General features: G+C 65.0%; 12 protein-coding genes. 6 read left to right on the top strand and 6 right to left on the bottom strand.

Annotated elements, in window-relative coordinates; translation table 11 throughout:
* Nucleotides 1–184: 184 nt before the first annotated feature.
* The 5 genes from C1737_RS17465 to C1737_RS17445 all read left to right on the top strand — a co-directional run bounded on the left by C1737_RS17465 (nucleotide 185) and on the right by C1737_RS17445 (nucleotide 6020).
* Complete coding sequence (locus C1737_RS17465; RefSeq protein ID WP_102419017.1) at nucleotides 185–1567, top strand: polysaccharide biosynthesis tyrosine autokinase; 1383 nt, start codon at nucleotides 185–187, stop codon at nucleotides 1565–1567.
* A complete protein-coding gene (locus C1737_RS17460) occupies nucleotides 1564–3039 on the top strand; it encodes an O-antigen ligase (RefSeq protein ID WP_102419016.1) in 1476 nt (491 codons plus the stop codon). Before C1737_RS17465 ends, C1737_RS17460 begins: the two co-directional genes overlap by 4 nt.
* Nucleotides 3036–4163 carry a glycosyltransferase family 4 protein gene (locus tag C1737_RS17455; RefSeq protein ID WP_102419015.1) on the top strand — a complete coding sequence of 376 codons (1128 nt, stop codon included), beginning with the start codon at nucleotides 3036–3038 and terminating at the stop codon, nucleotides 4161–4163. Before C1737_RS17460 ends, C1737_RS17455 begins: the two co-directional genes overlap by 4 nt.
* 190 nt (nucleotides 4164–4353) lie before the next feature.
* The gene (locus C1737_RS17450) at nucleotides 4354–5103 is read left to right on the top strand and encodes a bifunctional 2-polyprenyl-6-hydroxyphenol methylase/3-demethylubiquinol 3-O-methyltransferase UbiG (RefSeq protein ID WP_102419014.1); all 750 of its coding nucleotides are present in this window, start codon (nucleotides 4354–4356) and stop codon (nucleotides 5101–5103) included.
* Nucleotides 5104–5366: 263 nt separating this feature from the next.
* Nucleotides 5367–6020 (top strand): class I SAM-dependent methyltransferase, encoded by a 654-nt coding sequence (locus C1737_RS17445; RefSeq protein WP_102419013.1) that lies wholly within the window; start codon nucleotides 5367–5369, stop codon nucleotides 6018–6020.
* 134 nt (nucleotides 6021–6154) lie between these two features.
* On the opposite strand, the gene C1737_RS17440 is transcribed toward C1737_RS17445, so the two are convergent.
* The 5 genes from C1737_RS17440 to C1737_RS17420 all read right to left on the bottom strand — a co-directional run bounded on the left by C1737_RS17440 (nucleotide 6155) and on the right by C1737_RS17420 (nucleotide 11344).
* Complete coding sequence (locus C1737_RS17440) at nucleotides 6155–7378, bottom strand: HNH endonuclease signature motif containing protein (protein WP_102419012.1); 1224 nt, start codon at nucleotides 7376–7378, stop codon at nucleotides 6155–6157.
* Nucleotides 7379–7606: 228 nt separating this feature from the next.
* The gene (locus C1737_RS17435; protein ID WP_142393470.1) at nucleotides 7607–8563 is read right to left on the bottom strand and encodes a class I SAM-dependent methyltransferase; all 957 of its coding nucleotides are present in this window, start codon (nucleotides 8561–8563) and stop codon (nucleotides 7607–7609) included.
* Nucleotides 8564–8620: 57 nt separating this feature from the next.
* Nucleotides 8621–9367: a class I SAM-dependent methyltransferase gene (locus C1737_RS17430; RefSeq protein ID WP_199182866.1), complete on the bottom strand. Its 747-nt coding sequence runs from the start codon at nucleotides 9365–9367 to the stop codon at nucleotides 8621–8623.
* Nucleotides 9364–10317, bottom strand: a complete 954-nt coding sequence (locus tag C1737_RS17425) for an FkbM family methyltransferase (protein ID WP_233214780.1) — start codon at nucleotides 10315–10317, stop codon at nucleotides 9364–9366. The genes C1737_RS17430 and C1737_RS17425 overlap by 4 nt, the downstream gene beginning before the upstream one ends.
* Nucleotides 10318–10387: 70 nt before the next feature.
* Nucleotides 10388–11344 (bottom strand): methyltransferase domain-containing protein, encoded by a 957-nt coding sequence (locus C1737_RS17420; RefSeq protein ID WP_158243975.1) that lies wholly within the window; start codon nucleotides 11342–11344, stop codon nucleotides 10388–10390.
* A 195-nt stretch (nucleotides 11345–11539) separates the two neighbouring features.
* Between C1737_RS17420 and C1737_RS17415 the strand changes: the two genes are divergently transcribed.
* On the top strand, nucleotides 11540–12538 hold the full coding sequence (locus C1737_RS17415) for a polysaccharide deacetylase family protein (protein ID WP_102419008.1): 999 nt from the start codon (nucleotides 11540–11542) through the stop codon (nucleotides 12536–12538).
* On the opposite strand, the gene C1737_RS17410 is transcribed toward C1737_RS17415, so the two are convergent.
* A complete protein-coding gene (locus C1737_RS17410) occupies nucleotides 12474–13661 on the bottom strand; it encodes a glycosyltransferase family 4 protein (RefSeq protein ID WP_142393469.1) in 1188 nt (395 codons plus the stop codon). The two genes, C1737_RS17415 and C1737_RS17410, sit on opposite strands and share 65 nt — an antisense overlap.
* Nucleotides 13662–14238 lie beyond the last annotated feature (577 nt).

Here is a 14238-nt window from a genome sequence, read left to right as displayed (position 1 = left end):
CGGTCTACAAGCTCGGGGATTCATCCTATGGCACCGAAAACCTTCGGCGGTCTGGGCAAACGGGATCCAATTTTCGACAATTCGCCATTGGCGATGCTGCATAATGTGCATGCGGTTTACCCGGCGGGTGCGGAGCGGACGGGATCGACGCTGTTTGTGACACCGGTTCGAGAAAGGGTAGTGGATGGATTTCCGCACCTTTGTTCAGGTCCTCCTGCTGCGCTGGAAACTCGTCTTGGGCGCGTTGCTCGCGTGTCTGGTCGGTGCCGCAGCCGTGACCGTCTTTCAGAACAAGGCGTACCAGTCGTCGGCCACGATCCTCATTTCGATCTCCGGTGAAACCGACGTCACCGACGTGTACTGGGGCGGGCAGGCCGCGCAGGACCGATTGTCGTCCTACGCCGAGATCGCCGGCGGGCGCGCCGTGGCCGAGCGCGCGGTCAGTCAACTCCAGCTCGCGATCAGCCCGGACGTTGTGGTGAGCCAAACCCAGGTGAGATACACGCCGAAATCCATGCTGTTCACGATCACCGTCACTGACACCGATCCCAAGCGCGCCGCGGTACTCGCCGGGGGGATGGCCGATTCGTTCGCGGCGCTGGTCCCCACGCTCGATGCCAATCCGGCTCCGCCACGCCCGGATGCGCCGCAGAGGCCGACGCAAAAACCGACCGCCCGAGCGACGGTGGTGAAGCAGCCCGAGATACCCGATCGTCCAAGCAGGCCGGTGCCGGATCGCAACATGGCGATGGGCCTTGTCGCCGGCGTCCTTCTTGGCATCGCGGTGGCGCTGACCCGAGAGGCCAGCGATCACACAGTGCGCACCCGTCGGAAGCTGGAACAGCTTTCGGGCTTGCCGACCTTGGCCGAGCTGCCCGGAAAGCGCGGCGGCGCACCGCGGTTCGGCACCGATGTCACCCTCGATGACGCAGTGCGCGACTTCCGCACCCGGCTGCTCAGGGCCATGGGACCCGATGCCCGCCGGGTGCTGGTGGTGGCGCCCTTCGGTGGTGAGGGAACCACGACGACCGTGCTGAACCTCTCGCTGTCACTCGCCGAACTCGGGGAAGACGTGCTGTTGGTCGAGGGCGATACGCGCCGACCCGTGATTGCCGGCCTGCTGAGAGTTGAGTCGCGGGAGGGACTGGCCAATGCACTGGGCAATCCCGAAACTGCTTTGGAAGCTGTGAAGCCGGCCCCGATTCCGAAGCTTTTCATTCTCGCGTCGCGATCCTCCCGCCGCGACATCTCGCCCTGCAGCGCCTACCAGCCGGCAGCGATCGACCAAGTGCTGACGGATCTGTCGTCACATTTTGACCGCACGGTCGTCGACGGCCCGCCGGTGCTGGCGACTGCTGACAGCGCCGTGCTGGCCGGTGCCGTTCAAGCCACGGTGTTGGTCGTGCGGGCGGGCCGAACGACTTTCGATGAGCTCGAGGACGCGTTGACAGCGCTGCGCTCGGCCGGCGCGGCGATCCTCGGCACCGTGCTGACCGATGCCCGCGTTTCCCGTCACGTCAGAGCTGCGGCCAGGAACTACCGGGTAAAGGTCGGCGGTCCGCCGTGACCCACTACGTGCGAGGCCGCCGCCTCCGCTTGGCAATTGGCGCAGTGCCGCTGGCGGTGTTCCTGTTCGGTTGCTTCGCGGTCGGCGTTTTCGCGGTACGCAGTACCGGCCAGGGCATGATGCTGATCCTCGCAATGTTCAGCCTGGTCGTGTACTGGGCCAAACCGGAAGCGATGGTAGGAGTCGCGCTGTTCTTGGCGTTCGCTGCGCTTCCGGCGAGCTTGCACGTTGGCAAAGTTGTCGGCCCGGCGGTGATCTACGTATACCAAGTGGCGTTGGTCCTGGCGATCTGCTTCTTGATTCCCGTGGTGAGGCCGCGGTTCTCGAACTTCGCGGTACCGGGCATTTTCGCGCTGGCGGTGCTGTTCTTTACCGTTGTCGGATTCGCGACCGGACATGCCGGCTGGGTGGTGATCCGTGAATCGCAGACCCTGCTCGAAATGGTCGGTGGGTTCGTCCTGGGCTTGTTGATCGTTTACGGCGACTACGTCAAGTTATCGATCCGGGTGCTGACGTTGATTCTGTGGTTCTCGGCGGGCATGGCGATCGTGGGTTCGCTCCATGCCGTCCGCCTGGCCGGCCGGGCCGAAAGCCTGATGGGAACGGGCGCCGGCCAGGCCCTTCGCGTCATCATCGCCACCCAATCACCGGCTACCGCCGTGCTGACCGCACTGGTCGCCGCTTCGATCGTCGGCCGCGTCAGGCCCGCAACGTATTTCACGCTGGGTGCCCCCGCGTTGGTCATCGCGCTACTGTCATTCAGCCGCAACCCATTGATCTCTTTTGCGGTGGCCGCCGTCGTCGCTTTGTTTGCCAGCTTCAGCTGGTCAACCCTCCGCCGAACCGCGGCACTTGCCGCGATCGCCGGGGTGGTCATTGCGGTGATGGCGCCCACCGCGCTGTTTCTGCTGCAGGGCTCGTCGACCGGCGCGTGGCTCGCCGATCAGTTCGCCGCGTTCAATTACCGGGTGCTGAGCGGAGTTTCGACAGGTGCGCTTGCCGTGGACACATCGACGCTGGACAGGCTGCGGGAGGTGGAACACCTCGACCGCGCGATCGCCCGGGCACCCTGGTTCGGCCACGGCCTGGGCTACGCCTATCAGCTGCCGTACGGCGACGACCCGAACGACTTCACCATGAAGTTCTATCCGACCTACTCTCACAACTTCTACCTCTGGTGGCTTGTCAAGTCTGGCGCGGTAGGCATGGCAGCGTTTGCCCTATTCGCGCTCACTCCGCTGATCCGCGCGCTGCGCCGGTCGTCTGCGCCCGCGAAGATCAGTGCGGCGGTCAGTGCAGGCCTGCTCGCCATCTCCGCCGTTTGGCCGTTGCCGGAGATGCCGGTTGACGCCTTGGCGCTGGGTCTGGCGCTGGGATCCACGATGGGCTTCGCCCGTTCGCGACGTGCGGGCCAGGAGGTGGGCGAGTTGGGCGTCAGCCGGGCACCGGTGCCAGCCGGTGTACCCGCGTGAAGTCGGTCGGTGACATGCCGGCGCCGGCGGAAGGCCGGCTGCGGGTACTAGTGGTCGGCCCGGCCCCGGCCGGGCCGACCAGCCGGGGCGGCATGGCCACGGTGATCGCCCTGATGGCGGCCCATCCCGACGAGCGGATCCGAATCACGGCGGTGCCGACGTTCATTGACGCGCCGATGTGGCGGCGGCTGGTGGTCGGTATCCGCGGCATGCTGCGCGCCACGTGGCTCCTGTTGCGTGGGCGCACCGACGTCCTGCATGTCCACCTGGCGCACGGTGGCAGCGTGATCCGCAAAGCGCTGCCGCTGTGGGTGGCGCGACTGGCCGGCGTTCCGGCGGTGGTGCAAGCCCACAGCTACGACTTCGGCGGTTGGTTCGATCGGCTTCCGCCGCTGGGCCAGGCGGCGGTGCGGCGGATGCTGGTCGCCGATCACTGGCTGCTGTTGGGCGAGCGTCATGTCGACGAGTACGCCTCCCGGCTGCGGTTGCCGGCCGCACGGATCAGTGTGTTGCGCAACGCTGTCCGGATTCCGGACGCTCCGGTGACGCAATCTGGTGTCGAGCGGGTGCACGCCGTCGCGCTCGGTCGGCTGGGAGTGCGGAAGGGCAGCTATGACGTGATTGCCGCCGTGGCCGCTCTCGACGAGGCGGTTCGCAGCCGCCTGCGGGTGACGCTTGCCGGCGACGGAGACCTCGGCGCGGTGCGCGCGGCCGTCGCCGGAACCGGTCTGGGCGGAACCATTCACGTGGTGGAGTGGCTTGATCCGGCGGCCTGCGACGAATTACTCAGCGGCGCACATATTTTCCTGCTGCCCAGCCGTGACGAAGGTCTGCCGATGGCGTTGCTCGAGGCGATGGCGTACGGATTGGTGCCGGTGACGACGATGGTGGGGAGTATCGGCGAGGTGGTCAACGATCGCGTTAACGGCTTGCTCGTGCAGCCAGGTTGCCCCGGTCAGATCGCGGAGGCGTTGAGCGCACTGGTGATCGACGAAAACCTGCGGGCTCGGCTGGGCAGTGCGGCACGCGACCGGGCCGGCGATTTCGGCCTGGACCGCTGGTATCAGGAGCTGACGCGGCTGTGGACCGATCTGGCGAGCAGGCCGCCGGTACTTTCCCGGTGACAACGCGCATTACGCGCTTTACGGAAACCCAAGTGCCCTGTCGGTCGGCCCAGCCGGAAGAATGTTTACGGTACGTGCCGCGAAAGCCTGCATCAGGTCCCCGACGGTGATCCCATAGGAGTACGAAGATGATGACAGCCACGGTGACGGGTGTCGGCACCCTGCCGCCGGACATACGGGAAGCGCAGCGTTGACGCACAGCGAAGAGGCCGCCCTGCAGTTTTTCGAGGGGCAAACGGAGTCCAACAAAGAGTTCTGGCGGCGGTTGGGGACCGCACCCCCAGACTGGACCGGCAAACGTGTTCTCGATGTCGGCTGTGGCCACGGAGCCCTGTCGATTGAGATGGCCGAAGCGGGGGCCAGCGTGACAGGCGTTGATCTAGACGAAAACCTCATCGCGTTCGCCAATCGTAATCTGGCGCAACGATTTCCCCATCTGGTCAGCCGGTTGGAATTTCGAGTGGTGGATGCGACGTCGCTGGCGGTGGACCGGCCGTTCGACGTGATCGTGTGCAAAGACACCTTCGAGCACGCCCCGGACGTCGCGTCGTTGCTGAAGAGGCTCGGCGAGCTATTGGTCCGACCGGAGGGGCTTCTCTACGTAGGTTTCAGCCCGCTGTATTACAGTCCGTTCGGCGACCATGGTCGCACCGGGTTGAAAGTGCCTTGGGCGCACGCGGTTTTGCCCAGGCGTGCGGTTTATGCGGCCGCCGCCCGGCACAACGGCCATCCGGTGAGCTCGCTGTTGGACATCGGCCTCAACGGTAATACCCCCGAACAGTTCCGGGCCGCGTTCGACGACAGCGGACTGCGGCTGCTGCGCATCGGCTACAACCGTGGCGACAAGCGGTTGCTGCCTGTCTTCGAGAAGGTACGCACGCGTTTCCCACGGCTCGAGAGATTCACCACCGTCAGCATCTACGCCGTCTTCGGCGTCTGATTGTCGTAAGTCAATTATCCCGCCACCCGCGGTGGGACGAATTGGCATGCGCGTCGCAGATAAGCGCATAATTGCCGCTTTCCGTCCCGCCAAATCGTTCGTGGCTTCTAAAGAACGCACGGGTGTAAAGGGCGCGACCGCCCACGCTATTGCGGCCATCGGCGGAACCGATTACTCTCGCTACGCGGCACTTTGCTGCGACACGAGACTCGAAACGCCGCAGTGAAGTTCGCGTCATCGGTTGACCTCAAAGGGTCGGGTGGATGTCAAATTGGTTGCGGGACGCCGCTACGGGCGTCGATTCAAGGCGATCACTATCTGGGCGTGCCCGGGCTCGACGATGGCAGCACCTCGTCGAGGTGTTCCCGGCTCTTTCAGAGATGCGAGTGCTGGATCTCGGTGGAACGCCGGAATCATGGCGACTTGCGCCGGTGAAGCCCAAGTCGGTCACCACGGTGAACCTGCTGGCGCAGGAGTCGGTAGGCGAGGGTTTTGTCACGATTCGGGGGGATGCGTGCGACCTGCCCGCCGCGGTCGCGAGTGACCACTTCGATCTGGTGTACTCGAATTCACTGCTCGAACATGTGGGCGGCCACGCCCGTCGTCAACGATTGGCCGACAACGTCCACTCGCTCGCCGATCGCCATTGGGTGCAGACGCCATACCGGTATTTCCCGATCGAACCACACTGGCTCTTCCCTGGGATGCAATGGTTACCCTTCGAGGCGCGGGTCCAGATATCGCTGCACTGGAACCGTGGCCACATTCGTACATATTCTCGCGAAGAGGCGATGGAACAGGTCGACGAGATTGACCTGATCGGTATTTCTCAGATGCGTCGATATTTCCCGTCGTCTGTCATTTGGTACGAACGATTCGCTGGTTTGATCAAGTCTCTGGTCGCCATTCAGGCCTGACCCGAGTTGGCTCAAAATGTGTGCGCACCTCAGCGGGAGTCTTGATTGACAACGATCCGATACGAACGGGCAGTCCAAAGCGTAATTCTCTATGCCCCAACCCGTTTCAACTTCGACACGATGCTGCTAACTAATTAGTTGTGTGTTGGTGGTGGTTGCGGCTGGAAGGGGTCGTACCACCACCATTGGGCGCGTTCGCCGGTGGGTCCGGGGCAGGTGGGTGGGCGCGCGAGTGATGCTGCGCTGAGTGGTCTGCCGCGGTTGTCGGTGACGGTGAGGTCGGCGGCGGGTCCGGTGAGGGTGATCAGGCCGCGGTGGTGCAGTCGGTGGTGATAGGGGCAGACCAGTACGAGGTTGGCCAGCTCGGTGGGGCCGCCGTCTTCCCAGTGCCGGAGGTGGTGGGCGTGCAGGCCGCGGGTGGCGCCGCAGCCGGGCACCGCGCACATGCGGTGGCGATGCTCCAGCGCCCGGCGCAGCCGCCGGCTGATGGTGCGCGTCGTTCGGCCGGCGCCGATGACCTCGCCGGCACGTTCGAACCACACCTCGCAGGTGGCATCGCAGGTCAGGTAGCGGCGGTCATCCTCGGTGAGCAGCGGACCCAGATGCAGCGCGGCGGCGGGCTGCTCGACGTCGAGGTGCACCACCACGGTGGTGTGCTGCCCGTGCGGCCGGCGGGCCGCCTCGGCATCCCACCCGGTCTCGACCAGGCGCAGAAACGCCTCGACGGTGCCCGGCACCGGCGGTGCGATCTGCGCTGCGGCCTGGCCGTTGTCGCGGTCGTGTTTCCATTCGGCGATCAGCGCATCCCGATGAGAGGCCAAGGCGGCGTCGAACTTCGCCGCGTCCAGGTGCGGCAGCCTGATGCGCCAGCAGGTGAACTCCTCATCGGCGGTCTTGGTGATCGCCGGCTGCGGGTGCGGCCGAGTCTGAGGGTCGGGTCGCGGTTCCAGCTTGACCGCGGTGCGCAGCTGGGTGACCGTGGCGACCTGGGCGAGCTGCGCGGTATGCTCATCGGATCCCTCCCCCGCTTGCGCGGCGATGACCCCGACCTGATCCAGCGACAGCCGACCCTCCCGCAGGCCCTGGGCGCAGCGCGGAAACTCCTGTAGCCGGTGTGCCACGGTACTGATCGTGTGGGCATTCGCCGACGACAAGCCCAGCTTCCAGGCCACCAACGCCGCCACCGACCGCGCACCCGTGACACCACAGAGCTCGTCACGATCCAACTCAGCGACGATCTCCACGATGCGCCCATCAATCGCATTACGCTGACCCGCCAACTCCGCCAACTCCTCGAACAACCCATCCAGGCGCTCGGCAGGGGTAACTGCAGCCGGAGGCGAGGCGGTCAAAGACATAACCACATCATCGCAGCGACCACCGACAAATTTCGGCTGTCTCCGGGGCGACGGTCGTCAGCCACCAAGCCAGGCAGCCTGATTGGCCACCAAACACTCCCGGCGCGAAAACCACACGATCCACATCGCGGTCGCGCCTAAGGCGGTCTTCACGATGCGCGACTGATCAAGCCTCGGATCGCGAGTCAAACCTGATCGACGTCGGACTTCATTGGCGTTGTGGCATTTTCACATGCCGCCCTGGTAGTAGTCGATGATCTGGGCTTCGGTGATCGGGACGGAGCTTTTGCGGCCGAGGAAGAAGACGCTGCTGGCGCCGTCGAGTGAGTGCCTGGGGTCCAGGAAGCGGTCGAGGTGGCTGAGCCAGAAAAAGCACAGCGAGGTGAGTCGGCCGAGCCGAATCGAGCGGGTCAGGGCGCGCACGAAATGGTCGAGCGACCAACGTAACGCCGTCCCGGCGCCGGCCACACAGCCGGAGTCGATGCATTCGAAGTCGCGGAACACATACCGGTGGCCGCTGTCGGTGAAACGGGTGAAGTCATAAGGCCCCTCGTGCACCTGTTGCAGGAACGGCGAATCGGCGTAAACGATCCCTTCGCTGCGCAGCACGCGATGGATCTCTTTCGCCACCACGGTCGGCTCGAGTACGTGCTCCAGGACGGCTTGGATGACCACGCCGTCGACGCAGCCGTCGGCCAGGGGTATCGCATGGCCGTCGCCGACGAATTGCACCAGGGGGCTGACGTAGATGTCGAAGGCGATCAGATCGACTGTGGGATCGGCGTAAAGCTCTGCCAGCCCGTCGCCCTGGATAGCGCCCCCGATCACCAGGATTCGGGGCGGCCGCCCGGTCGCGGCGGCGTCGACCCGCAGCAGCCGCAGCATCCGGGACACCTCGGTTCCCGCGGTGGCGTTGGGCGGGTGCACCAGCCGATTCAGGACGTGGCCGAGTTTGGACCGGCGAACGACCGAGGCGCCCTGGGAGGCCCGCAACCGGTCGGCGTCGAGCACGCTGTGCTCGAAATCGACCAGCGCCGGTACCCCCGAGACCGTCGGAAAAGGCTCCTGGGCGTAGCGGCAGGACGCGTTGGTGCATCGCCACAGACCACCCGCGCAGCGCACCGCGCTCGCGCAGCGCGGGCAGATGAACAGGTCCTCGTCGACCATCGTGTCGAGGGGGAGCACCGACCCAGAATACCGAGAGAGCCATCGAGCGGGCGGCCGATTGGATATCGAATGTGCCTAATCCGCGATGCCGGCAGACTCCGACTTGCGTATCACGTAGGTGAGGTTGTTGTGCCGCCATGCCAGAGCGCCAAACGAGAAGGCCCACAGGGCTTTCGCGTACGCCCGAGTAATCCGAATTCGAGCACTCGTACCGTGCACGTAGTACGTGTGGCCGCGCTCTTCGAGGATTGTGCATGCGTTTCTGGTGCAGAAGTCGCGTATGCCGGCGCGGGAAATGAGGGGCGCATAGTAGGTCGGAAATGGCGAATGGCCGGGCTTTCCAGCGTGGGGGTAACGAACAAAGTACCGGTAATAGGCGACGTGAACCCAGAACGGCACGTGCCTTGCGGTCCATCCGTATACCGAGTCCCTATCCGGGATACGCAGCACCAGAAGGCCGCCCGGCTTGAGCCCGTTGATCATGTTGACGAGCGCGCCCTCGGCGTCGGGTATGTGCTCGAGGACGAAAGAGCTGTAGATGACGTCGTAGCGATCGGGTTGGATGGTCGCAGGTAGCGTGAGGTCACCGATGATGGCCTCGTCCAGGTCGCCCATTGTCTCGATACGGCTTTGGAGCGCATCTTCGTCAAGGTCGATACCCGTCAACCGATAGTCGACGCCTTCCAGATCGAGTGGCCAGTCAAGCCCACAACCGGCTTCAAGGATCTCCAGTGGCCCGCCGTGACTTTTGATGATCGACGAAACGAGCATCGCTTCCTCTTGCCAGCTGTCGACGGTCTCCAACTCTGTCCGAGTGCTCACCTATTCCTCCGCGACGTCCGTTGGCGATCGGCCTTCGTTGTCTGACCCGTGGTCCTGATCCCTTCCGGGCCAACCGGATTGCCCCACGCACCCACTCGATACTTCAGCCGTGCGACACTGTGTTGCGCCCACCAGAGTGCTCGTTTGTAACCGACGGTCCGCTTACACATCTCCAGGTACCGTTGCGGGCTTCCCTCGTCCACGGCGCGCCTGTCCTCCAGTAACCGCACACACCGGAATGCCAAGTCGAACGACCCGTAGCAGTAATGCGCGATCATGGCCAATTGCTTCAACTGCTCGTCGCTCATCCCGTCCGAGTGGATGAAGTCCCGCACGTAGACGACATCGGCCTCCAAGATCTGGTTCAGCGGCCGGTAGGGATCGCCGAGCGCAAAGTCGCCGATCACCCACTTCTTCACTTCGCCGGGAATGCAGTGCGGAACAAATCCCTGATGTCGTAGCTCTAAATCGATCTCTCCGAATGGGGGCTGGCCTCGATACACGGTAATGAATGACACCTCGGTCTGGACTGCCACCGCTTCCGCGAGCTTCGTCCGCCCATTTTGGAATACGGCCAGCTCGCCGCCCTGGATGTCGATCTTGAGCAGATCGAGGTGCTCAATCTCATGGGTGTCATCGAGTCGATGGGTATCGATCGGGACGTGCGCGATCACCTCACCGACTCGATCGAAGAGCGTAAAAAGCCCTTGGGCCAACGGGTCTGGCTCGAGCAGGCTGGTCATGGCCCCCGGCGCCGGGCAGACGTTCAGTGTCTGGGGGTTTCCGTCGCCAAGCGCGTACGGCAGGTAGCGCTCGTACTGACCGCACGTCTCTTGCAACTCGCGCAACGCCTCGCGCCCAGGTTCGAAGCCCGTCACGTAACACAAGCCGGCATTGAGCATCGGCGTGTAGGGCCAGTCGCCGCAGCTCCGGCTCGCCCCGACATCCACTATGTGGGTGAGACGCGAAGGGCGGAGGAGGTCCCGCACCGCACTCGGGTTCATCGGTGTCGCGGCATTTTCACATGCCGCCCTGGTAGTAGTCGATGATCTGGGCTTCGGTGATCGGGACGGGGCTTTTGCGGCCGAGGAAGAAGACGCTGCTGGCGCCGTCGAGTGAGTGCCCGGGGTCCAGGAAGCGGTCGAGGTAGCTGAGCCAGAAGAAGCACAGCGACATGATCCGGCCGAGCCGAATCGAGCGGGTCAGGGCGCGCACGAAATGGTCGAGCGACCAACGTAACGCCGTCCCGGCGCCGGCCACACAGCCGGAGTCGATGCATTCGAAGTCGCGGAACACATACCGATGGCCGCTGTCGGTGAAACGGATGAAGTCATAAGGCCCCTCGCACACCTGTTGCAGGAAGGCCGAGTCGGCGTAGACGATCCCTCCGCTGCGCAGCACGCGATGGATCGCTTTCGCCACCACCGTCGGCTCCAGCACGTGCAGAAGCACGGCTTGGATGACCACGCCGTCGACGCAGCCGTCGGCCAGGGGTATCGCATGGCCGTCGCCGACGAATTGCACCAGGGGGCTGACGTAGATGTCGAAGGCGATCAGATCGACTGTGGGATCGGCGTAAAGCTCTGCCAGCCCGTCGCCCTGGATAGCGCCCCCGATCACCAGGATTCGGGGCGGCCGCCCGGTCGCGGCGGCGTCGGCCCGCAGCAGCCGCAACATTCGGGCGACTTGCGCGGCGGCTGTGGTGTTGGGCGGGTGGATCAGCCGATTCAGGACGTGGCTGAGTTTGGACCGGCGAACGACCGAGGCGCCCTGGGACGCGCCCAACCGATCGGCGTCGAGCACGCTGTGTTCGAAATCGACGAGCGCCGGTACCCCCGAGACCGTCGGGAACGGTTCCTGGGCGTAGCGGCAGGACGCGTTCGTGCATCGCCACGGGCCCCCCGGGCAGCGCACCGGGCTCGCGCAGCGCGGGCAGATGAACAGGTCCTCGTCGACCATCGTGTCGAGGGCGAGCACCGCCTCACAATACCGAGCACCCTTTCGACACGACGGCAAAAATTGCATACGTAAATGGCACCAGGGGCTAAACGGTCCTGAAACGTGTTGAAGTCAAACCCGTGGGCGGTGGCTAGAGTTTCACAGGTGACGGCAAGACTTCGAGGCCTCGCACCGCCAGCGACCCGCGCGATCATCAAGAATATCGCGGCCGGAATGCTGTGCGCTGCGGGCGTTCCGGCGTTTTCCCGGCGGCGACACCGCGGCCTGCTGGCCATCGTGGTGTTCCACGGTGTGGAAGCGGAGCCGGTGTCACCGCCCTGCTGGCACGTGCTCGGCTTGGAGCTGTACCGCCGTCAAATGGAGTACATCCGCAAGCACTTCAATGTCCTCCCGATCGATGAGGCCCTCGATCGCCTTGCGGCGGGGACGTTGCCACCCCGCGCCATGGCGATCACGTTCGACGACGGCACCCGCAATCTCGCCACGCACGCGGTGCCGGTGTTGCGGGATCTGAACTTGCCCGCGGCGGTGTTCCTGGCGACGGGCCCGATGGGCAGCGACGAAACCCTGTGGCCCGATCGACTTTGGCTGGCGATCGCCCGCACCACCGCGACCGAGATCGATCTGGTCGCACTAGGACTGGGCACTCGCTCGCTGGAGGGCGCCGCAAATCGCGGTGCGGTTTACGCCGCCGCGGTTGACCGGTTGAAAGACCTGCCCGACGGACAACGGCTCACCGTGCTGGGCGAGATTTTCGGCGTGCTGGGCGACCCCGGCGGCGACGCCGGCCCGTTCCGGATGCTGTCCTGGGACGAGGCGCGCGACATCACCAGCGACGGTCTGGTGACGCTGTACCCGCACACGGTGACCCACCCGATCCTCGCCCGCTGCAGCGACGAGAAGGTGGCGCGAGAGATCACCGAATCGTGCGCGGTCCTCGAACGTGAGACCGGGCGGGCGCCAACGATTTTTGCCTATCCCAATGGCCGACCACGGGATTTCGATGCCCGCGCCAAAGAAGTGATGCGCCGCCATGGCGTGCGCTGGGCGTTGTCGACCACCGCGGGATTCGCTCATCGCGGCAGCGACCCGCTCGCCTTGCCGCGGTTGGCGGTGGGCAGCGACTCGTCCTTCGACTACTTTCGGCTCATGGTCTCCGGCGGGCTGCCGCGGCGCCACGGCGGCAGCCGCGGAATGGCCGCGGCGAGCTGAGGGGCCGCGCGTCCCGCGAGGCGGCGGCAAGCCACACGTCGTGCAGCGCATCTCGCCAGCGGGCGACGTCGAAGTCGCCGGCACGCGCGTTGGCGGCCGCGGCCAGCCGATTGCGAAGTTCGGCGTCGACGATGAGGGAATGCAGCGCGGCCGCCAACTGGTCAGGGTCGCCGGGACTGACCAGCACACCGTTGATTCCGTCGGTGATCACCTCCGGTATCGCGCCCACCGCGGTGGTCACGGGTACCACCCCCTTGGCCATCGCTTCCAGCACCGACATCGGAAGGGCCTCGCTGTAGGAGGCCAGCACGAAAATCGCCGATTCGGCCAACAGCCGGTCCCGCTCCGCGGGGCTGACCCAGCCGAGGACGTCGACTGTGTTGTGGAGAGCCTGAGCGCGGACGAACTCCCGTACCCGGTGCACTTCGCCGTCACCCGCCAGCGTCACCCTCAGGTTGGCGCGGATGTCGTCCGGCAGGATGCCGACCGCCCGCACGAGGTCGTAGCTTCCCTTGCTGTCGGCCAGCCTGCCCAACGACACCACACGCAACGGTTGCCCCGTGCGCGGCGACGGCGCGACGGCCGGCATGACCACGGGGTTGTAAACGACTCGGCTATTGGATTCGTCGAATCTGAGCCGGCTGCGGGACTCTTCGAGCAGGGATTGACCGAGCACCAGAAGGTAATCGGCACGCAGCGCCGCCCGCACAGCGCGGCGCAGCGGCGGTGGCAGCCCATCGAACCACGTGAAGAAGTAGTGGCTGTGGCAATGGACGATCGTCGAGACGCCCCGCTGCCGCGCGACGAACAGCGGCACGGACTTGCGGACGACGCTGCCTCGCAGCGAATAGTGGACGTGTAGTACATCGACGAAGCCGAACAACAGCAGCGCGGACGCCCTGAGGATGCCGAAGACTCCCGTCCACAGCCGCGCCGGCAGGCGGCCGTCGACGAAGGTGGGGACCATGCGAATGAGGAAGCGTGGGTCGGTGTCGTCGATGAGCAACCGCACCACCGTCGCCATGCCGCCGCGGCTGTTTGGCCCGGCCGGTGCGTTCCCGATGATCAGCACCCGGATCGGCATGGCAGCCGGCGCATTGTTGCCAACCGATCGTCCGGGCACCGCAAAGTCTCCTAGTTCCTACCTGTATCACCCGCCGCGAATGACGACCGGCACCGCCGTATGTCGGTCACCGAATTCCCCTTACCGCCGCGAGGCTGGTATCCGCAAAGACCCTAACGCACATCGCAGCGCCTGCGGCGAATAAATCCTGCCGTTTGCCGAGCGTGATACGCGCCTCCGCGCAACGAGGGACGCATATACGCGTCGCTGACTAATGGTTCGCTTGGCCGACCATTAGCGTTCGGCATTTGTTTTCGTAAAGGAATACTTCGCCAAACCGGTTGGCGCATTGCCAATCTCATAAGGGGGCTATCGCGCCGACCACACCTGGTGCAATTCGCGCTGGCGGGTCGACTCTCTTTGCTGCCGGTCCACCGCTCGATGGTCTCTGACGCGGTTGTCCAGATCGCCGGTCCCGGGGCACGGAAAGTGGACGAATTCGGACGGTGTTTCCCTACAGCCGGCCGGCGGATTGATTGAACCCCCGGTTCCCGATGTCCGGCCCGCAGTCGAACAACGGCGCAATCCCGCGAAATGGCCGCCAGAGAGTCTTTCGCCTACGGCGTGTCAGGTCTTT

This window comes from Mycobacterium sp. 4858, from assembly GCF_900240975.1.
Lineage (GTDB): Bacteria > Actinomycetota > Actinomycetes > Mycobacteriales > Mycobacteriaceae > Mycobacterium.
Note: the sequence above shows the minus strand (reverse complement) of the source record. Positions and strands in the feature narration are given on the sequence as shown.

Excerpts from the sequence above, each read along its gene's own strand:
- C1737_RS17465 (WP_102419017.1), top strand. The coding sequence starts at position 185 with ATGGATTTCCGCACCTTTGTTCAGGTCCTCCTGCTGCGCTGGAAACTC.
- C1737_RS17445 (WP_102419013.1), top strand. The coding sequence starts at position 5,367 with ATGTCAAATTGGTTGCGGGACGCCGCTACGGGCGTCGATTCAAGGCGA.
- C1737_RS17440 (WP_102419012.1), bottom strand. The coding sequence starts at position 7,378 with ATGTCTTTGACCGCCTCGCCTCCGGCTGCAGTTACCCCTGCCGAGCGC.
- C1737_RS17415 (WP_102419008.1), top strand. The coding sequence starts at position 11,540 with ATGCTGTGCGCTGCGGGCGTTCCGGCGTTTTCCCGGCGGCGACACCGC.